Annotated in this window: 21 protein-coding genes and 1 tRNA gene; 15 read left to right on the top strand and 7 right to left on the bottom strand. The window is 47.1% G+C overall.

Annotation, left to right across the window (positions count from 1 at the left end; translation table 11 throughout):
• The 12 genes from ADH68_RS10545 to ADH68_RS10490 all read left to right on the top strand — a co-directional run bounded on the left by ADH68_RS10545 (position 1) and on the right by ADH68_RS10490 (position 8,374).
• Positions 1 to 612: a DJ-1/PfpI family protein gene (locus ADH68_RS10545; protein ID WP_068960843.1), complete on the top strand. Its 612-nt coding sequence runs from the start codon at positions 1 to 3 to the stop codon at positions 610 to 612.
• 82 nt (positions 613 to 694) lie between these two features.
• Positions 695 to 1,003 (top strand): YciI family protein, encoded by a 309-nt coding sequence (locus ADH68_RS10540; protein WP_068960844.1) that lies wholly within the window; start codon positions 695 to 697, stop codon positions 1,001 to 1,003.
• Between the two features lie 13 nt (positions 1,004 to 1,016).
• Positions 1,017 to 1,496 (top strand): hypothetical protein, encoded by a 480-nt coding sequence (locus ADH68_RS10535; RefSeq protein WP_068960845.1) that lies wholly within the window; start codon positions 1,017 to 1,019, stop codon positions 1,494 to 1,496.
• Positions 1,497 to 1,498: 2 nt separating this feature from the next.
• Positions 1,499 to 1,726: a VOC family protein gene (locus ADH68_RS10530; protein WP_068960846.1), complete on the top strand. Its 228-nt coding sequence runs from the start codon at positions 1,499 to 1,501 to the stop codon at positions 1,724 to 1,726.
• Between the two features lie 83 nt (positions 1,727 to 1,809).
• Positions 1,810 to 2,085 carry a transcriptional regulator gene (locus ADH68_RS10525; protein ID WP_232321331.1) on the top strand — a complete coding sequence of 92 codons (276 nt, stop codon included), beginning with the start codon at positions 1,810 to 1,812 and terminating at the stop codon, positions 2,083 to 2,085.
• Positions 2,086 to 2,149: 64 nt separating this feature from the next.
• Positions 2,150 to 2,938 carry a hypothetical protein gene (locus tag ADH68_RS10520; RefSeq protein WP_068960847.1) on the top strand — a complete coding sequence of 263 codons (789 nt, stop codon included), beginning with the start codon at positions 2,150 to 2,152 and terminating at the stop codon, positions 2,936 to 2,938.
• Positions 2,928 to 4,712: a DUF4303 domain-containing protein gene (locus ADH68_RS10515; protein ID WP_068960848.1), complete on the top strand. Its 1,785-nt coding sequence runs from the start codon at positions 2,928 to 2,930 to the stop codon at positions 4,710 to 4,712. Before ADH68_RS10520 ends, ADH68_RS10515 begins: the two co-directional genes overlap by 11 nt.
• A gap of 9 nt (positions 4,713 to 4,721) precedes the next feature.
• Positions 4,722 to 5,354 (top strand): hypothetical protein, encoded by a 633-nt coding sequence (locus tag ADH68_RS10510; protein ID WP_068960849.1) that lies wholly within the window; start codon positions 4,722 to 4,724, stop codon positions 5,352 to 5,354.
• Between the two features lie 23 nt (positions 5,355 to 5,377).
• Positions 5,378 to 5,983, top strand: coding sequence for a uracil-DNA glycosylase family protein (locus ADH68_RS10505; protein ID WP_068960850.1), 606 nt, complete (start codon positions 5,378 to 5,380; stop codon positions 5,981 to 5,983).
• A gap of 6 nt (positions 5,984 to 5,989) precedes the next feature.
• Positions 5,990 to 6,682: a hypothetical protein gene (locus ADH68_RS10500; RefSeq protein WP_068960851.1), complete on the top strand. Its 693-nt coding sequence runs from the start codon at positions 5,990 to 5,992 to the stop codon at positions 6,680 to 6,682.
• Between the two features lie 36 nt (positions 6,683 to 6,718).
• Positions 6,719 to 7,780 (top strand): DUF6194 family protein, encoded by a 1,062-nt coding sequence (locus ADH68_RS10495; RefSeq protein ID WP_084274029.1) that lies wholly within the window; start codon positions 6,719 to 6,721, stop codon positions 7,778 to 7,780.
• A gap of 24 nt (positions 7,781 to 7,804) precedes the next feature.
• Entirely contained in the window at positions 7,805 to 8,374 is a 570-nt protein-coding gene (locus tag ADH68_RS10490; protein WP_068960852.1) for a YdeI/OmpD-associated family protein, read from the top strand.
• Between the two features lie 753 nt (positions 8,375 to 9,127).
• Here ADH68_RS10490 and ADH68_RS10485 read toward each other — a convergent pair.
• The 6 genes from ADH68_RS10485 to ADH68_RS10460 all read right to left on the bottom strand — a co-directional run bounded on the left by ADH68_RS10485 (position 9,128) and on the right by ADH68_RS10460 (position 14,329).
• A tRNA-Gln gene (locus tag ADH68_RS10485) sits at positions 9,128 to 9,198 on the bottom strand.
• Between the two features lie 322 nt (positions 9,199 to 9,520).
• Entirely contained in the window at positions 9,521 to 10,123 is a 603-nt protein-coding gene (locus tag ADH68_RS10480) for a 7-carboxy-7-deazaguanine synthase QueE (RefSeq protein WP_232321333.1), read from the bottom strand.
• Entirely contained in the window at positions 10,110 to 10,451 is a 342-nt protein-coding gene (locus ADH68_RS10475; RefSeq protein ID WP_068960853.1) for a 6-carboxytetrahydropterin synthase, read from the bottom strand. The genes ADH68_RS10480 and ADH68_RS10475 overlap by 14 nt, the downstream gene beginning before the upstream one ends.
• Before the next feature lie 221 nt (positions 10,452 to 10,672).
• On the bottom strand, positions 10,673 to 12,781 hold the full coding sequence (locus ADH68_RS10470) for a TonB-dependent receptor (protein ID WP_068960854.1): 2,109 nt from the start codon (positions 12,779 to 12,781) through the stop codon (positions 10,673 to 10,675).
• A gap of 199 nt (positions 12,782 to 12,980) precedes the next feature.
• On the bottom strand, positions 12,981 to 13,319 hold the full coding sequence (locus ADH68_RS10465; RefSeq protein WP_068960855.1) for a MerR family transcriptional regulator: 339 nt from the start codon (positions 13,317 to 13,319) through the stop codon (positions 12,981 to 12,983).
• A gap of 38 nt (positions 13,320 to 13,357) precedes the next feature.
• Entirely contained in the window at positions 13,358 to 14,329 is a 972-nt protein-coding gene (locus tag ADH68_RS10460; RefSeq protein ID WP_068960856.1) for a M23 family metallopeptidase, read from the bottom strand.
• 138 nt (positions 14,330 to 14,467) lie between these two features.
• Here ADH68_RS10460 and alaS point away from each other — a divergent pair, with 138 nt between their 5' ends.
• From alaS to ADH68_RS10445, 3 genes are all read left to right on the top strand, one after another.
• Positions 14,468 to 17,098, top strand: coding sequence for an alanine--tRNA ligase (gene alaS, locus ADH68_RS10455; RefSeq protein WP_068962057.1), 2,631 nt, complete (start codon positions 14,468 to 14,470; stop codon positions 17,096 to 17,098).
• A 238-nt stretch (positions 17,099 to 17,336) separates the two neighbouring features.
• Complete coding sequence (locus tag ADH68_RS10450) at positions 17,337 to 18,371, top strand: alpha/beta hydrolase (RefSeq protein WP_068960857.1); 1,035 nt, start codon at positions 17,337 to 17,339, stop codon at positions 18,369 to 18,371.
• A gap of 62 nt (positions 18,372 to 18,433) precedes the next feature.
• Complete coding sequence (locus ADH68_RS10445) at positions 18,434 to 19,678, top strand: hypothetical protein (RefSeq protein ID WP_232321334.1); 1,245 nt, start codon at positions 18,434 to 18,436, stop codon at positions 19,676 to 19,678.
• 251 nt (positions 19,679 to 19,929) lie between these two features.
• Here ADH68_RS10445 and ADH68_RS10440 read toward each other — a convergent pair whose 3' ends face one another.
• Positions 19,930 to 20,187 (bottom strand): hypothetical protein, encoded by a 258-nt coding sequence (locus tag ADH68_RS10440; protein WP_068960858.1) that lies wholly within the window; start codon positions 20,185 to 20,187, stop codon positions 19,930 to 19,932.
• Between the last annotated feature and the right edge of the window lie 115 nt (positions 20,188 to 20,302).

Genomic DNA, 20,302 nt, shown 5'->3' with positions numbered 1-20,302 from the left:
ATGAGTAACGAAATTTTATATATACTCCTGCCGGACTATGCGGCGCATGAGACGGTGTTTCTTTCGCAGGCTATCGCCTCCGATGAATATGCGATGAAGGAAAATCCGAAATATATCAATAAGGTGGTCGCCCCGACATTGGAGCCGGTGAAATCAATCGGTGGGTTTCGCACAATGCCGGATTATTCGTTTGATACGATGCCCGATGATTATGCTGCGCTGGTGCTGATTGGTGGTTTCGGGTGGAGTACACCTGTTGCTGAACGGGTTGTGCCAATTGTCAAAAAAGCTGTGGAAAGAGGGAAGGTTGTCGGCGCAATATGCAATGCAGCTTCGTTTATGGCAAAGCACGGTTTCCTCAATGCGGTGAAACATACCGGCAATGGGCTTGACCAGTTGAAGCTGTGGGGTGGAGAGAATTACACTAACCCTGAGGGGTATATCCACGCACAAGCCGTAAGCGATGGAAACATCGTTACCGCCAACGGTTCTGCAACCCTTGAATTTGCAAAAGAGTTACTTACGTTACTCGAAAACGATACACCGGAACGAATAGAAATGTACTATCAGTTCAACAAGCAGGGCTTCTGCAACCTTTTCTCAATCGAATGAAGAGGGCCATTGTCATAGGTTGTCCGGAGCCGGAAAAGAGTGCCTTTTCAAGAAAACTATCCTCTCAATTAATCATATCATTATGTTTATCGCAATACTTACATATAGAAAGCCGTTGAGCAAGGTTGATAAGTTTCTCACCGCGCATCGTGAATATCTTGCCAAACACTATGCAGCCGGCGATTTCATCACATCCGGCCCTCGAAGTCCTCGTATTGGAGGAGTGATAATGATGAAGGCTAATAACCGTGCTGAAGTTGATACTATCATCTCGCAATATCCGTTCAATATCAACGGAATCGCTGACTATCAGATTGTGGAGTTTACTCCGACAATGTTCTGTGAACCGAGTCTCTCCAGTCTGTTAATTCAAAAACCTGTCCAACAATAAACTCACCGACAACATGAAAGTTCTGAAATATACTTTCTATGCTCTTGTTCTTGCAGTACTTGCGTCATGCAGAGTTTCCCCAGACAAAAATATTAAAGAGACAATCATTGAGCAGAGTTCCATCGCTAATGAAGAAGTTAGTGATGAAAGCACTGAAAACATAAGCCTTATAAACACAGTATATGAAAAATTCGTATTTGCAATAGATTCCCAAAGTGATGAAAAACCTGAAAAATACTTTTCAGATAACGCACTTAAAAAGTTGCAGGAGGACTATGAGTTTGACTGCGAGGATGGCTCTTGCTATGCCTTTTATGCATTGAGAACCGAGATGCAGGATTCTAACCCCGATACAGATGGCTCTTCAAAAATATGCGACATTGAGCTTGGCAGAGATGGTTGGTACATAGTCTCTTATTCCGATATGGGATGGACGGGCAAAACCCGAATCAAAATCACTAACGGTAAAATTGATGACTATCAGCGCATATAGCAATGACAACTAAATTTAATTTCAATACCGCCGGACTGTTTACAACCGACAATACCCGTATGGTGGCATTTTATCGTGACATAATGGGGTTTGAAACCGATTGGAACGGTGAAGGCCCTGATGTAAGGATGCAACTTGGCAATATGTGGCTAATATTGTTTCCTCGCAAAGCATTTGTAATGGAACCCCATAACTCCCTCATCACACGCGAAAATCTGCTCGCCGACTGACCGCCCTGACGGTGACATTTATTATTAAACAAGCTCTAAATCAAGTGGCGTGTACCTCTGAATTTATTGAATACATCTGCGATATGCTTGCACCATTAGGCGAGATACACAGTCGCAAGATGATGGGTGATTACATCGTCTACGTCAATGAAAAATGCGTAATCACAGCCTGCGACAACATCGCTTATGTAAAGAAATTACCCTGCATTGCCGGCTTGATGGCAGATGCCAAGTGCGGCTGCCCATATACTGGAGCAAAGGAAGCCTATATTCTTGACTTGGAAGATGCGCCCAAGTCGCTTAAAGTAATTGAAACCATTTGGGAATATCTCCCGTTCCCTAAATCAAAGAAACAGTAAAATGCCCTACATATCAATCGAGAGCGGCAAACTGACCGCTGAACATAAAAACCGTTAATTGAAAATGAGCAACGATACACGAGACATCTTTTCTGGACTTAAAGCCCGCAAGCCACAATATGTGTTGGGCACAAAGAACGGGGATATACGCACATCAAACGTGACCGAGGAAAAGATCCTTGATGCCATAGACGACATTGAGGATAATGAATGCGTATACCTTGAAAAATGCGTGCCGGTGGTGTTGGTCAGCTATGCAAAGGCATACTCGATTGATTACTTTAAGGATAGCAGTATAGCGGTATGTTTTATGGTCAACGGGTATATGCTGCGAATGTGGCGGTCGGACGTTGATTGCGACATGGCCGCCGATATCATGTGTGACTTCTTCCGCACCGCATCGCTCCCTGATATGACCGGCTGGCACTGCCAGAAAATCCATCCCGAACAAGAAAAGGCAGAGACGAAACTATGTGTTGACGGCGAGGATTTCCGATACTTTGATATGGCGGATGTGTTCTGTGCTTTGGAAGATATCATCGAGGGCAAATCGCTATGGATGCTTTATGATTTCACTAAAGGCGATGGCGGGTATATCAACATCAGCAGGCGTGACAATGATACCGATCCGATCACCGGATATAAAGTTGAATATGTAAGGTGGTCGGAGCCGGTGCCTATTGGTTACAGAGGTGTTATTTTTGATGTCGGTCTCTTGCGGAACTGGCTGTGGAGTCTGATTGATGGCGAGAGATTGCCCGATCCTCTGAGCTGTTTGGAGGAGTTTGACGTAAACGATTATTTTGGAAGACTGGTATTCAGATTTTTAGACGAAGAGAAAGATGAAAGGTAAATATAGCAGGCAGGTGAAAACGGCAGTCAAGCTGATTTGGTCAAGTTTTGACCGCGATGAAATACGCCGGGGATACTCAATACTTATACTGGAGGCGCAAAAGGGCGATGCAGATGCGCTGGCATTCATAGCCCGCTGCTTCATGGGTGAGTCGTATGTGTGGCCGCAGGCAGGCTTCAAAGCTGACGATGAAAACGCATCGAAGCTGATGCAGAAGAGCGCGATGATGGGCAGTGCCACGGGCGTTCTTTGTGCTGCGCGAAGCGCAAACCTCACCCCTTCGGTGGAACGTGCAATGCCGTTCGCCTCGTTTAAGGAAGCGTTTGAGGAGATTCTCGGTCAGGCAGAGCGTGGCGACGCCTTCTGTTGCTACATGGTCGGCAACGTGTATTATTGGGGCGACTATCTGCGTGTCGAGCCAGACTATGCCAAGCAATTCAAAGACGAAAGCGACTATAACGCATGGGCCTGGCCGATAGCAAAGGTGTGGTACGAGCGCAGTTTCGACTGCGGGCTTTGTGCCGGATGGGGCAATTACTGCGACATACGCAAATCCGGCCTCTGCGAGATTGCGCGGGATGTTTATGAGAAATATTACTTGATGCTGGCGGATATTTCACCCGTAATCTGCAACAACTACGGCTATTATCTCCGCACCGAGAAGGGCGACTCATACGGTGGGCTGTTGCGATATGTGGAGGCTGCCCGCAGGGGCGACCCTCAGGGAGCATACAATGCCGGGCATATCTACGAAGCCGGTGAAGAAGTGGATGAGAATATCGACCTTGCATATCAACTCTATGAAATGGCTGCCAAATGCGGACATCCCGCAGGACAATTTGAGGTAGGATATTATCTGTTTGAAGGCTTCGGTGATGTGGAGCAGGACTACGCCAAGGCTGTGGAATGGTTTGAAAAGGCATACCAAAACCCGAAATGCAGCGAGACCACCCGGACGCAGACCGCCGCCTACCTCGGTTTATGCTATCAGGAGGGGCTGGGAACAGTTCAAGACGACGATGTAGCATTCGAGTATCTTCATGAAGCCGGGGAAGACATCGACAATCTATGGGAGTCAATAACCGTCAAGGTGCTCACCGCACTCGGCGTGGCGTATGCCTTCGGACGTGGCACCGAGGCGGATATTGAGTTGGGATACCAGTATTTTGAGGATGCCGTAAAACTCGGTTCGGAAGAAGCCAAAGAGTATATCGACTATATCAACTCGCCCGACTTTGAAGCCCGCGAGCGGAAAAAAGAAGAACCGGCCACTCCCGTAGCCCCGTTCTGGCAGGAAGTGACTGAAAAAATCAGAGATGCGGTTACAACTGACCTGCGCGAAATTCTTGGCCGCATAGATGATGAGCACATATACACTGCCGCCTTGGTCACCGACAGGTATTGCTGCTCTCTTTTTCTCGCTGTGAACACGTTGGAGTACCTTCAAAGCGAAGACGAAGAACCCGATGACGAGAGCAAATGGCATCCGGATGAATGGGGATATTCCGACGGACATGGCAGCGAACTGGTGAAGCTCAGCAAATCGCTGTGGGAAAACCACGCCACTTTGCCGGGCGAAGCCTTTTTCTTCAGCGCAATGATATCAGCGATGGCGCAGGTCAAAGGCTCGGGAATATTCGGAGAAGGCACCGAAGAAATCACATTCTTCATTTCAATATCGGATGATGAAGATGCTGAAAATCTCGAAGACTCGTCAGCCATGACACTGAACAGCCTCGAACTGGCAGCAGCTTTTTTGAATAGAAACAAGTAACATCATATTATGGCATATTATACTGTTTACTGGCCTCAGGACTGGTTGGACGAACTAAGAAAATCAAATGACACAGGGCCTATAAAAGTAGTGTTTGGCAGCATCCACTCAAGGATGCCATCAATAGCATCAATAAAAGAGGGAGATGTCGTATTTCCGGTCTCATTGCTTGATAGGCATCTCTACATAATGGCAAGATTGGAAGTGACTCATAAGGAAAGAGCCTTCGACTATTGCATAAGAGAACTCGGAAATCCTTACAGGTCTCTTATTCCCGAAGGTGTTGTCGTTAAGGTCTCTGACGCATTCTTTTGTGCAAAAGACGTTTCTTATAAAAGTCTCCAGAGTGTGCCTGAGAATCTCACGATGATTATTCCCGGCGACAAACCCCATTGCAAGCATCAGGAACCGTTTAATTGCTGTGCCGAATGGGCAGTATGGGGAGAAAATGGCAGTGTTATCCAACCGCGCCTTATTCCTGATGAGGTTGTGCCACTTCTTAGATTCGGTTATCCGAAGAGTAAAGAGAAGCCATTACGAATCAATTCAAAAGGAGTTGTGTTGGCTCAAAGTATAGCCGCGACCCGGCGTTTGTCGGAGGAATCCGCAATGGTTTTTGAAGAACTCTTTGAAAACAGCTAAATTCGTTTAATCTCAAGTGAATCATGAATATAAAATCACAACTGCAACAACTTTGTGGTGATACAGAATTTCTGCGACTTAATGACATAAATATTGAGCCGGAAACAATACGGGCTATCATGATAAACGAAGTTGTCCCGTTTGATTCAGACGATGATTTCTATGGAAAGCCTGACTCCGCATATATGTCAACTACCATCCCATTGTTCCTAAAAGCGGGGATAAAAGTAAATAGCATTCAGGATATATTGAATCTCGGCATCTACATTACCCATGCTGTCAAGACGCCTAAATCGGAATACGCTGTATCAAAGGACAGTATTGAAGAAAGTCTGCCGTATCTTGAACATGAGCTTAAGCTATTTCCCAATCTTCAGGTTGTCATGCTGATGGGTGATGTGGCGAAAAAAGCCTTTAATATGATAAGCAAAAAGGCAAGCGGGAAAAATGCCGTTCCAAGTATATCTACATACAAATTGCGTAACACCGAGATTTTTTATAAAGGATGGCGCATCCTGCCTTCTTATATAATGACAGGACAAAACCTACTGATTGAAAAATCAAAGTTCCAAATGGCATCAGAAGATATTACCTTGATGTATAGACTGATAAGCGATAATGAAAAGTAGTCTTCTATGGGAATAATGACGAAAGAAGCCGTTTTAGACCTGATAGACAGAATGCGTACCTCCGACCCGAAGGCAAATGGATTTTATGAGGGAACTGCCCAATGGGCTGCGTGGCAAGAAGCCCGGAATCTGACGGATATGTCGCTGCTGCAAGTACTGGAAGATATTATCTGTGAACATCCCGGCGCAGAAGGGACAGATGTCCGTAAAACTGCTTATTTCATTTATCATAAACTCCTTGTGCATCGGTTTAACGAGGCAGGATTCGATTTCCTGCTTGGGCAGCTCGACAAGGAAATCACAAAAGGCAATGCAATATGGTGGGTTGACTATCTCGAAGATATAGACATACAACCGGAAACACCTGTGCATACTTTGCTTTCGATAGCTATGCGCGGAGACAAGGATGACTTGAAATGGATAAGCCGCATCATTGAGGAATATGCCGAAAAAGGTAATATAGAATCCCGCAATGCGCTTCCCGCATTGAAAGAGCGGCTAAAGGCAGCATCTAAAACCGTGCGTCAGGCGATAGCCTACATTCTGAAAGAACACGGAGTCGTGTCAAAAACCGATATGCAGCGGTTGCCGGACGAGGACGGCGCACTGCTTTACGAAGCCCTGAAAGCAGGCGTCATGGAGGAATACGGCATCAGCCACAAATGGCTGGACAAACTCATCGGAGAGATTTTAAAGTAAGTATTGGCTTAATTTTGAATAAAAACTGATTACAATATGGCTATTACACCTGACGATATTCTGAAATATTGCCTTGACAACCTTGAAGGGCTTGTAGAGGTAAACAGCTGGGGAGAGCGTGGGGTCTTCTACAATCCCGGCGGCGTGCTTAAACGTGGTGTGTATGTCCTGACAATCAAAGAAAAGGATGGCGACAATGACCGGGCTTCCCGCCTTGACCGCGAGGATGTGTGGCGCGTGAATATAGGAGTCAGAAAGCAGACATTCCGCACTTTATTCGCAGAATTGCCACAACGCCCGAATAAAGGTTGTATTGTGGATATGCCATATGACTTTACTGCAAAGGATGTCATTATGCCACATCCGGTCTATGCGTGGATGGGGTGGATTTGCGCTTTGACACCATCTGACGCTACATTTGAATTATTGAAGCCTTACATCCTCGAATCTTACGAATACGCGAAAGAGAAATTCAGTAAAAAGATGGGCGGGACAGTAAACCGGTTATCTGAGAACAGTGATAGAACCTCTGTCATTAGAGAATCGATAAAACGATATAATGATATTGTTGAAAGCAACGAGTCTTTCTGCATGAAGGATGAGGCTTGGTATATGATGGGGCTGGCATATCAAGAGCTGTCTGACTTCAAAAAAGCCTTCACCTGTTTCAAGAAAGCCGCAGAGATGAATTATGACGAAGCCTTTGTTAAGATGGGAGATGCCTATATGGATGGGCTGGGAGTGAAGCAGAATCCGGCCATGGCTTTCCGCTGGTATCGCAAAGGTGCTGACATGGGGGAGATGAACGCCAAGCTGCGACTGGCAGACTGTTATAAGCACGGTACAGGCTGCAAGGCTGATTATTCAAAGGCGATGGAGCAATACCTGCATCTGGCGGAACGCACCGGTCGCTATTGGCAGAGATATGCCGACGGCATCGGTACGGCATTGTATGAAATCGGCAACATGTATCTCCTTGGCTCGGGCGTGCCAATAGATTTGAAAAAAGCCGCCAAATATTTCCGACTTGCCGCCAAGAAAGGCAACCGGAATGCTGAAAGTGCTCTTAAAAAAGAGATATTCAAGACCTTAGAATAATATACCACACAAACAGCTTAATATATGACTCCCAAAAATATTCTTCATATAAGTAATCGCATTGACTTACGAGATTGGCTGATACGCAATAGCGCGATAGAGAAAGAATGTTGGATTGCTGTAAAGCGCGGCAAGACTCCACCGGTTGACGCATTATGGTATCTCGATGCAGTCGAGGAGGCTCTCTGTTTCGGATGGATAGATTCCACGGTGAAGAATGTGGATGGCGTTACATTGCAGCGTTTCGGCCCACGAACCAAAAAAGGACGTTGGACAGAACTCAACAAAGAACGTTGCCGGCGCCTTGATAAACTTGGATTGATGACTGACAAAGGACGATCTGCCTGTCCCGATCTCGATGCTGAATTTGTCATAGATATTGACATTATCACAGAATTTAAAGCCAATCCGGTGGCTTGGTCAAACTTCCGTTCATTCCCGGCCTTGTATCAGCGGGTCAGAATAGACAATATACAGGCCAATAAATCCAACAACGCACTCTTCACATCACGGCTGACAAAACTAATTAATGCAAGCGAGTCTGGCGTGATGATAGGCGACTGGCACGATTGCGGCAGACTGCTCGATTATTGAAAATTTTGATAATCTATCAACCGAGAGAGGTGTTGCGCCATAGCTACTATTGGGTGCTGGAAAGCAATGAGCCTTTCATCGTCATAACCTTTCCTATGGGTTGTACCCGGATTATCCTTCACAAGAAATCGCCGCTTTACATTCCGGAACTCGACAAAAGTTAGTCGCAATTTATGCTTAGCGAACAGGTGAATTTTTACGGGTCAATGTAAAAAAGCGGTTGTTAATTTCTGAGATTTAGGGATAGATGGGCGTATCGCTAACTGAATTAGGGAAGTCTAATCATCATAAGCACTTGTTATATAGTAGATTCCCGAAGGACAACAGCGCTAAACTCCAATCTAAGCGCCTAAAAATATTTTTACTCTCGGGTATTTTTTTTAACAATTCAACCGGGTTTTGCTACTGACCCAATTTTGGGTCAATGTAAAAAAGCGGTTGTTAATTTCTGAGATTTAGGGATAGATGGGCGTATCGTTAACTGAATTAGGGAAGTCTAATCATCATAAGCACTTGTTATATAGTAGATTCCCGAAGGACAACAGCGCTAAACTCCAATCTAAGCGCCTAAAAATATTTTTATTCTCGGGTAATTTTTTAACAATTCAACCTGGTTTTGCTACTGACCCCCAATTTTTACATTGACCACGAATATTGGAGTTGGGCGCATCAGTCTGGTTGTGCAAATGTTGTGCGAAATATATAAAATAAAAATCGCAACCAGTTACAATTAACTGACTGCGATTTTGTTAGTTGCCTTGGAAGGATTCGAACCCTCACAGGCGGAACCAGAATCCGACGTGCTACCATTACACCACAAGGCAATTTCTATTTGCCGGAAAGCCAACCTTAATCTCTTTTTTGAGTATCTCAGCAACCTTTGTTGCTTGGGGTTGTTCCCGTTTTGCGATTGCAAAGTTAGGGAGGTTTTATCAATTCTCCAAATATTTTCGGATATTTTTTCACTTTTTTTTTAACCGGACCATGCACCACCTTCGCCAACGGCTTGTATATCAGCAAAATGAAGCAATACACCCACACTAAAAAATGTGCATCCGCCTCGCAGCATCATATCTCCAATCTAAGAAACGATAAAAAACCATATAAGTATGGTCACATCAATCCCTGTTTCCAAAATCAAAAGAATCAAGGTATATCAATCAGCTTGTGCGTCTGCAACGACAGGCGCCACACAGGATTATCCTTTATATACTCCACACATCTGCCAAGGATTTCCACATTAACCGCTTTATCCCCCGTGTCGCAAGGCTGGAGATAATATTCTTCAGCCTCAACCGAAATGGATAAGTGCTCTAAAAGGGAATTCCCTCCTACCGCATCACTGCCAAATACCACTTTCAGTTCATTTACTCTGTCATAGACGATATTCTTTGATTTTGGAGAACATGTAATCCAGTCTACATTTTGTGGCAGCGGATGAGTGCCGTTGGTCTCTACCTGCACAAAATATCCGTATTCATGAAGCATATCGATGAAGCCCGGCTCAAGCTGCAACGAAGGCTCGCCTCCGGTGATAACCAGATGGCGGGACGGATACTTCACCAGTTCGTCCATTATGTCCTCGTGCGACATAAAAGTCCCGTCGAAGTGATCCGTATCACAGAACGGACATTTAAGATTGCATCCCGACAGCCGCAAAAAGACCGCAGCCGTACCGGTAAACCGACCTTCACCCTGCAAAGAATAGAATATCTCTTTTACTTTCATTCCGCGGCTAAATATCTTCATCTACAACATACATGGCTACATTACCCTCACTTTCCTGCACTTCCGCCTTGTAGCACTCAGGTATCTGTTCCACAACCCAACGTGCGATATTCTCCGCAGTCGGATTAAATGGCAGAATGTCATTGATATGCTTATGGTCAAGCACGCCATGGATTTTTTCCTTGACATGCTTGAAGTCGCAGACCATGCCATCGGCATTGAGTGTACGCGCCTTGCAATAGACGGTCACAATCCAGTTATGTCCGTGGATATTCTCACATTTACTCGGATAAGAAAGTTCAAGGCGGTGCGACCCTGAAATTTCCATGCGTTTTGAGATATAATACATTCTTATAAAATTTAGAGCATGTGGCATAAGCGCCATATCTAAACACAAATTTACGCAAATTTTCATAGTCAGACGGGAATCAGAGCATGTTTTCACGGCATAAGCCTACATTTGTACATAACAACACACTGCCCACCAATTAAATCAGTGGGCAGTGCTATCCATATTTATCAATCAAATACAGCCACGGAAATGTCTGCAGTGCAGCCTACTTCAAAGGGCTATCGGCTGCCGGCCGACGACTGATCCACATTGGCATCGGCGTTGATTAGCTTATGAGCGCCACGCTTCTGCCGTCCCCATTGCAGATTATAGCTAATCTGAATATAAGGTATGCGCATATCCAGACGCATGTGGCTCTCATTTGTATTATACTGATTAAGCGATTTGCTACCCTGATCGTATCGCCCAAACGGCATCAGCATGCCGGCTCCAAACTCCCAGTTCTTCCAGTTATATGCAAGCTCTATCATGGAAATATTCTCTCCCCACGAAATAGTCTGTCCCCAAAGGTCCTGCTGCGCACGACGATACATTCCAGTCAAGGTAAAGCCCCAATGCATCAGCATTACCGATACGTCGCCACTCCAGTTGTGATTATAGAGTTTATAATCCTTACCACGCATTCGTTCCGCACGATATTGTAGAGTTCCGCTCAACATCAGCCACTCCGGCACAATCTCCACCTGAGGAGCAAGCCATAGAGTTATATTATCCAATCCACGACTATTTTCATATGTAGTCACAAGTCTGTCTTCACTCCAGAACAGACGCGGTGTTATTGCGTCGGGACTGGTAAACGCACGGACACCAAATGTGCCGTTCACCCTTGGCAAAGTGAAATTGTAGCGCAATGTCAGCATATACGATGACGATGTTTTCAGTTCTGGATTACCTATACGCCACTGAAAACCGTCAATCTGCTGAGGCGCCACATTTGTCTCGGCAAGCGATGGCGCAGACTGCCATGTAGTAAAATTAAGCCGGAACTGCGAATGGTCGGCAGGACGATACGTGGCCGTAAACTGAGGGCGCAGATTCCACGAACTGTTTCCCTGGTCCGACTCACGGAAATTAAATGAAGTATATTGCGCCCCCATGCCGCCCGTAAGTGTAACCTTGCCGAGATTATAGAAATATTCAGCAAAAAAATAGGCCTTGTCCTGGCACTGATGAAACACCTGTCCGCCAAGATTTTCATACACCGAACGATTCCGGTTGGCAGTATATGAAGCGCCGGCTGTAAGTCGCGATTTGTTCCAGTTCTTAATATAGTTAGCCTCGACTGCATATGCCTGGTTGCGATCCTTGATAAGGGTATGCACATCCGATATTAAATCGCCACCGTCCAGCTGCTCGATATAATCGTGGTAAGAGCGCCCGTTATAAAACGATGCGTTGAAATCCACCACAAGTATCTGCTTCCCGGGAAGATGCTGCTCAAGATAAGCCGACAGTCCGGGTGTGCCACCCTTGTCGCCATGCATGTCATGGAGCAAGATATCATCTGTCCCGTCACTCAGCGAAAGCAGTCCTTTGTATAGAAACCTGTCGGAAAACTTCTTAAAATATGACAAATCAACCATCAATATAGTGGTATCAGGCTTTATATAGCTGTAAGAAGCAGAGAAGTTACCCATTGAATTATCCATTATGCCTCCGCGTGAAGTTTCATTTCGAGAGATTGATGTGCCATCTGGGTACGTGAAAGTCTCCTTGTATTCGCGGTGTGACTTTATCTTATTGGTTAGTTTGAATCTACCCCACACTTCGAACTGAGAATATCCGCTGTTTAATTTAAAATCAGCAAAATAATTTCCCCACGCCTGGTTAAGAGCGGGCATGGCATTTGTCATTACAGCACCTCCAATGGCAGGATTTGCCACGATGAAGTTAAGCACCGAAGTCGCACCATTATATCTGAGCCCGGGATTGTCAATCCACTCCACCCTCTTTATTGTCTCCGGCAAAAGAGATTTTACCTGGTCAATCGAAGAGACCCTGCCATTGATACGCAACTGCACGTCCTCACCCGAACTTGTAACCATACCAAGCGCCTCGTTTACATTTATCGAAGGAATCATAAGGTTGCGCAGCATCTGCATGCCGTTTTTTGAATTAGCCACAGCACTCTCCGACGGATAGTATAAATCCATGTCGGCCTTACGCACAAGACGCGGAGCCTCGATTACAACCTCCGACAGTTCAGATGCCGCCGAGATTGTGTCGGAATCAGCCACAACCGGCTGCGGATTGACTACTGTGTCCTGAGCATACACAACAGAGCCCCCGGCTACCATTGCAAGAATCGCTATAAAAGACTTTTTCATTTCAATCGGTAATAATGTGTGAGTTTTTATCTTTAGATGCGTCCACAACATAAAAAGTTGCATCATGGAATCCATAATTTATTATATTTAGGAAATTCCATGGTGCAAAGTTAGATTACCGGTTTCATTCCTCCATCAACAAATGTTTATAATTTACCCCCCCCCCGAATTTAACCAATTTTAACTATAACCTTACACCTCAGCGAAGCCTGTTGAGAGCGTCAAGCATCGACTGCAGCTCACACCGAATCTCCTTCAGACGAGCCACAGCCTCCGACTTCCGGCTGACTCCGGTATGATTGTTGCGCAGATGATCCTGCGCTGCATCCAGATGGAGCCCCTTGTCGCGCACCAGATAGTACACCATACGTATCTTCTCGATATCCGACGACGTGTACATCCTGCGTCCTGTCGACGTACGGCGCGGTTTTATGATTGTAAACCGTGACTCCCAGTAACGCAACGTAGGGAGAGGCAATCCAAGCAACTCGGAAACCTCACGTATCGTATAGTATTTTTTTTCAACAGCGTCAGTCATATATAACCATTAAAGAGAGCCTGCATAATAGCCAGTGTTCAGTCCATGACATGCCCGGCATTCTCGGCCATACGTATAAGTTCATTGTACTCCTCAGGTGTAATATCCATAAAATAATAATTTATAGGATTCTGAGGAGTATCCTTGTAGCGAACCTCGTAGTGGAGATGGGGTCCGGTAGACTTTCCTGTATTACCGACAGCACCGACCACATCGCCACGCCCGACCACATCACCGGCTCTTACATTAAACTTACTTAAATGAGCATAGCGCGTCACATAGTCATAGCCATGGTCAATCTCTACCATATTGCCATAACCACTCTCCCACTCCGCCTTCACTACACGCCCGCGCGCAGTAGCATAGACGGGAGTTCCTATATCGGAAGCAAAGTCGAGCCCTTCGTGAAACCGGCTGGTACCATAGACGGGGTCACTTCTATAGCCATAACCGGAAGCCATACGTTTCATGGACTCCGACCGAAGAGGCTGTATCGAGGGAATATGCTGTATACGGTCGCTATTGGTCGAGGCAAGCCGCCGGAGCTCATCAAACGAACGCGACTGTACGGCCAGTTGCTCCTCGACAAGATCCATCTTTCTCGACAGCATACTTATCAGCTCTGCATCCGACAGTGTCCCGATGCGGGCATATTCATCATGAGTGCCGGTAAGAGCATCAAGCTCGGAAGCCGATAGGCGGGGAGCGCCCATCATCACCCTATAGAAATTGTCATCACGCGTTATGATATCGTCCATCACCTCCGCCGATGCGTCCAGCCGGCGCCCAAGTATATCAAGGCGCTCGCGGAGAGCAGCATTCTGCTTACGAAGAATTTTTTCTCGCGGAGTCTCCCACATATAATATATGGCTGCAACAATTACCGTACATGTCATACTCGCAAAAAGAACATGCCTCGCCTTCCCCCACAGCTCTTGTGCGCGAGTAGGATATACACGTTCGTAGCCATCAGTGGCCGGATTATAGCGGTAATATACTTTTTTACTCATCGGGTACTGCCTGCGATAACTCAAAGTTATTTTGCAAAAATAACAATAATCCACTAATTTTGCACTCTATTATGGCGAAATCTCTCCCGTGCCATTGACCCACACATGTGCAAACAAATTAAAACATACCACATAAAGATGCTTACTGCCAAAGAGATACGCGAGTCTTACAAAGACTTTTTCAGAAGCAAGGGACACACAATTGTTCCTTCCGCTCCTATGGTCATCAAGGATGATCCCACCCTTATGTTCACCAATGCCGGAATGAACCAGTTCAAGGACATCATACTCGGCAACAAAGCCGCCAAGCACACACGTGTGGCCGACTCGCAGAAGTGTCTGAGAGTTAGCGGCAAGCACAACGACCTTGAGGAGGTAGGAATGGACACATACCACCATACCATGTTTGAAATGCTCGGCAACTGGTCGTTCGGCGACTACTTCAAGAAAGAAGCCATCGACTGGGCATGGGAATATCTTGTGGATGTACTTGGTCTTGACCCCGCCAACCTCTACGCAACCGTATTCGAGGGTTCTGCCGAAGAAGGACTTAGCCGCGACGATGAAGCCGCCTCATATTGGGAAAAGCATCTGCCTGCCGACCATATCATCAATGGCAACAAGCATGACAACTTCTGGGAGATGGGCGACACAGGCCCGTGCGGCCCATGTTCGGAAATTCATATCGATCTCCGTTCCGACGAAGAGAAAGCCGCAATACCCGGCCGCGACCTTGTAAACCATGACCATCCTCAGGTAATCGAAATCTGGAATCTCGTATTCATGCAGTACAACCGCAAGGCCGACGGCACACTCGAGCCTCTGCCGGCGAAAGTAATTGATACCGGCATGGGATTCGAACGTCTATGCATGGCCCTCCAAGGGAAAAAAAGCAACTACGACACCGACGTATTCACCCCTCTGATTGACAAAATCGGCCAACTCGCAGGAATGGAATATGGCAAAGACGCAAAAGTCAACATAGCCATGCGTGTAATCGCCGACCACGTGCGCACAATCGCATTCTCCATCGCCGACTCCCAGTTGCCCGGCAACGCCAAAGCCGGTTATGTGATACGCCGCATCCTGCGCCGTGCCGTACGCTACGCCTACACATTCCTCGGACAGAAACAGGCGTTCATGTACCGTCTTGTCGACACCCTAATCGAAAGTATGGGCGAGGCATATCCCGAACTGCCCAAACAGCGCGAACTCATAATGCGTGTCATCAAGGAAGAAGAGGATGCATTCCTCCGCACTCTCGAAAATGGCATCCGCCTGCTCGACAACGCCATCGAACAGGCCCGCGCAAAAGGTTCGACCGAGATTTCCGGCAAGGAAGCATTCCAGCTCTATGACACCTACGGATTCCCGCTCGACCTTACCGAGCTCATCCTCAAGGAAAATGGCATGACACTTGACCACGCCGGATTCGACACCGAGATGGCCGCGCAGAAAGCGCGTGCCCGCAACGCAGCCGCTGTCGAGACCGGCGACTGGGTAATTGTAAACGAAGGCGAACAGCAATTCGTGGGATATGACTGCACCGACATTGATGCATACATCCTGCGATATCGCAAAATCACACAGAAAAACAAGGAGTATTACCAGATTATATTCGACCGCACCCCATTTTATGGAGAAATGGGCGGACAGGTAGGCGACCGCGGTGTAATGAAATACCTTGACGGTGAGACTATCGACATATTTGACACAAAACGCGAGAACGGCGTTACAGTGCATCTCACCAAGGAACTGACCACAGAGAACTATATACAATCAGCTGTCCGACTTATTGTCGACGAAGAAGCCCGTCAGGCCACGTCATGCAACCATACCGCAACCCACCTGCTACACGAAGCCCTGCGCGAAGTGCTCGGCTCACACGTAGAGCAGCGCGGCTCGTACGTATCGCCCGAAGTATTGCGCTTTGACTTCTCCCACTTCCAGAAACTCACCCCCGAGGAAATCGAGAAAGTCGAGAAACTTGCCAACAAAGCAGTGCGACGCGCAATTCCACGCGACGAACACCGTTGTGTGCCCATCGACAAGGCACGCGAAATGGGAGCGATGGCCCTTTTCGGCGAAAAATATGGCGACGAAGTGCGTGTAATCCGCTATGGGTCATCTATCGAGCTTTGCGGTGGCACACACGTAGAGAATACCGGCAATATCGGAATGATTAAAATCATCTCCGAAAGCAGCATCGCCGCAGGCATACGCCGTATCGAGGCAATCACAGGCGAACGCGTTGAGGAAGCAATCAACAACGTCAACAACACGATGAAGGAGATTTCGGCCATGTTCAACAATGCGCCCAACCTTATCCAGACTCTCCGCAAGTCTATCGATGAGAATGCCGAACTCCGCCGCCAAGCTGAGGAATACTTCACCGAACGCATCAACAATCTCACCGACAAGCTGTTATCGTCAGCACGTGTCATCAACGGCACTAAAGTCGTAGAACTGACAGGAATCCGTCTGCCGGAAGTAGCCAAGGGGGTGGCATTCGCCGTACGCGCCAAATCGCCGGAACACACAGTATTTATCGGCACCACCGTAGACCCTTCAGGCAAGCCGCTCCTCACTGTAATGATTACAGACGACCTTGTAAAGGACGGACTCAATGCATCAGCCACTGTACGCGAAGCCGCAAAGCAGATACAAGGAGGCGGTGGCGGTCAGCCCGGATTTGCCCAGGCAGGAGGCAAGAACAAGGACGGTATCACCTCGGCCTATGAGAAAATCAAGGAAATCCTCTCACTCTAAGAAATTGGCTAAATTTATATGATACCGATTTTGAGAAGGATTGTCTGATGGATTTTTGCTTATGATGAGGGAGTGTAGCTGTAGCTACATGACCGAAGAATAAGCGAAAAGACCCCGACAAGACTCTCAAAAGCATAGTAATATGAATTTTAAACAGTTCCAAAAGGATTTCTGCAAAACAATATCGGGGCATAGTTCATTATATCATTAATGAGCTATGCTCTTTTTTAGTATATTTATGAAATTTCACCACATTATACCCATAGCGTTGGCCATATGCTCCTCGGCATTTGCTTCCGGATGGCAACCTGACGCACTGTTTCCCGACTACGAGACCAGGACAGTCGACCAAGGCACTGATTACGACGGAGCCGTACGGTCAACCATCATACGCAAACTTGCCCAATGCCCCGGTTCAAGACGCGGAGTATTATATATACATGGCTATAACGACTACTTCCTACAGGATGACATGGGACGGCGTTTCACCGACTCATGCTACAATTTCTACGCCGTCGACCTTCGTCGCTACGGACGCTCACTTCGTCCGGGCGACCCGCGCTTCGACATCCGCGACATGCGTGAATATTTTCCAGATATCGACTCGGCCATAACCGACATGAAGCGACATGGCATTGACTCAATCGTGCTGATGGGGCACTCGACCGGTGGCCTTACCACTTCGCTCTACATGAACGAACATCCCGACACGGCCATACGCGCACTGGTGCTCAACAGTCCGTTTCTCGACTGGAATCAAAGTAAAGTACAGGAGAAAGTGCTCATTCCGGCAATGCAGTGCATCGGACGATGGTGGCCACGCCTTACTGCGATGCCTGGCAAAAGTGCGGCCTATGTCCCTACCGGCTCCACACGAACCGAGGATGACACCTGGACTATCGACAATGACTGGAAACCGGTCGAATGGCCAGCCATAAATGCCGGATGGATACGCGCAGTCGACAGCGCTCACGATGCCGTTCAGAATCACTCAGACATACGTGTCCCCATACTTCTGATGCACAGCGACCGCACATACCGCAATGGAGACAGCGCCTCACTGCGCGACAGTTCCGACACAGTGCTGGATGTCGACGACATATCACACTACGGACGCCGTCTTGGCCCCGATGTCACAGAGGCGACAGTCAAAGATGGTACTCACGACCTTGTACGCTCGGCTCCAGGCATACGCGAGGCCACATACCGCACCATATTTTCATGGCTCGACAGAAAAATAAACGACAAGAAGCCGACAATTAACAGCAAATAGTTGCACCGACAGATTCTTTTGTTTAATTTTGACAAACTACTCACATAATTATTAACAAAAGAATGAAATTCACAAGATTTTGCACACTATTTGTCGCTGCGGCATTCTATCTGTCTTTTTCAGGTTGTCGCGATGAGAATGATGACACTACCTTCATTATTGATCCTACAGAGACAACAGTTCCGGATAATGCAGTCGACTTATCGGCCAACGAAACCGCTAACTGCTACATTGTAAAGCCAGGCACAACCGTAGCTTTCAGCACAGCCTTCAAAGGCAATTCCACGACTGAGTCTACAGGTGCGGTGACAGGATGCCGTCTGCTCTGGACAGATAACAACGGACTGATTAAAGACGTAAAGTATGCTCCCGGACAAAGAATGGCTATCGTATGGACCGGAGAACTCAGCGGCAACGCCGTCATCGCCGCCACAGATGCCGATGGAAATACATTATGGAGCTGGCACCTGTGGATTACCGACTACGACCCTGATGCCTCGGCATACACCACACCGGCAGCATCATCGGGCACGACATGGACATTTATGGACCGTAATCTCGGCGCCATGAGCGCCACCCCTGCCGATGGATTCCGCACGCACGGCATGGTATATCAGTGGGGACGCAAGGACCCGTTTCCGGCACCCAACGGTCCTACCCAGATGGATGAAAACTATAATTACATCAACGGCATGGATGGTGAGACTCCATTGTTTGACATAGAGGGCCCCCCACTCCCTACCCTCTTATCATTGGCCGAATACCACGGAACAATCGCCAAATCCATTGCCAATCCAATGACATTTTACGCCATGACATACACTCATACCGGAGAAATGGACGAGTATGGAGAGGAAATCGTGATAAACGACCCGGTTACCGGCGACTGGACCGACCAAAGCGACGACGATCTCTGGGGAGGCGAGAGCGGAAAGAAATCAATCTACGACCCCTGCCCTCCGGGATGGAAAGTTCCGGTAAGCGATGCATCCGGCGTCACGCCATATGACTGGATGAAATTCGCGTCCATGACATGGGATAATACCAATATGGGTGCGATACAGGACGGACAATGGTTCCCAGCATGTGGGACACGTGCATATGCTTCCGGAGGATGTGATTTTCAGCAAGCCAATGCATATGGAGGCATGTGGTTCGGCACAAAAGGCAAGGCGGCTTCTGACCTATCGCTTTATCCTACTCTATACGGACAATACATGTTTATAATAAACGGAAAGCGCACATTTAAAGTCAACAAGGACAAACGCTCCCAGGGCATGTCGGTCCGTGCCGTCCGCGATATCTGAAAACGAACGATTATCTTGAAACAAAATCGCCGTGTTGACTCCAACACGGCGATTTAGAGCTTGTTTAATAATAAATGTTACCGTCAAGGCGGTCAGTCGGCGAGCATATTTTCGCTTGTGATGAGGGAGTTATGGGGTTCCATAACGACCGAAGAACGGGCGGAAATATGCCGGCGAATGACCGACAGAAGGTAATTCAAATCGCCTCAAGCTATACGACCCTGTCGGCAACATTTATTATTAAACAAGCTCTAAGTATTATCCGGCCCCTCAAGATATTCCGCAATAGGCGAATATCTGTGATAAGGGATGAACCGATAAAGGCCCTTTACATCGGCACTCTCCTCAATGTCGACAGCCCAATGCTGCCCTGCTTCGATAGCGGGATCAAGTGCGGGCATAAGATCCTCATAATAGACACCCTGCCCGATTGAGTTCCATTCCTCTGCTGAAACAGGTATCAAACCGGCAAAAGCGAATGTACATAGTGCAAGTAAATGTTTATCCATATTGATATATTTTAAATGTAATACATAACATTTCCACTGCAAATATAGCATTTATTCAGAGCAATTCACAGCATAAAACACATTTTAGCAAAAATATCAAAGCCATTAGCAATAG

The organism is Muribaculum intestinale (assembly GCF_002201515.1).
GTDB classification, from domain to species: domain Bacteria; phylum Bacteroidota; class Bacteroidia; order Bacteroidales; family Muribaculaceae; genus Muribaculum; species Muribaculum intestinale.
The sequence above is the reverse complement of the archived record's forward strand: the minus strand, read 5'-3'. Positions and strand labels throughout refer to the sequence as shown.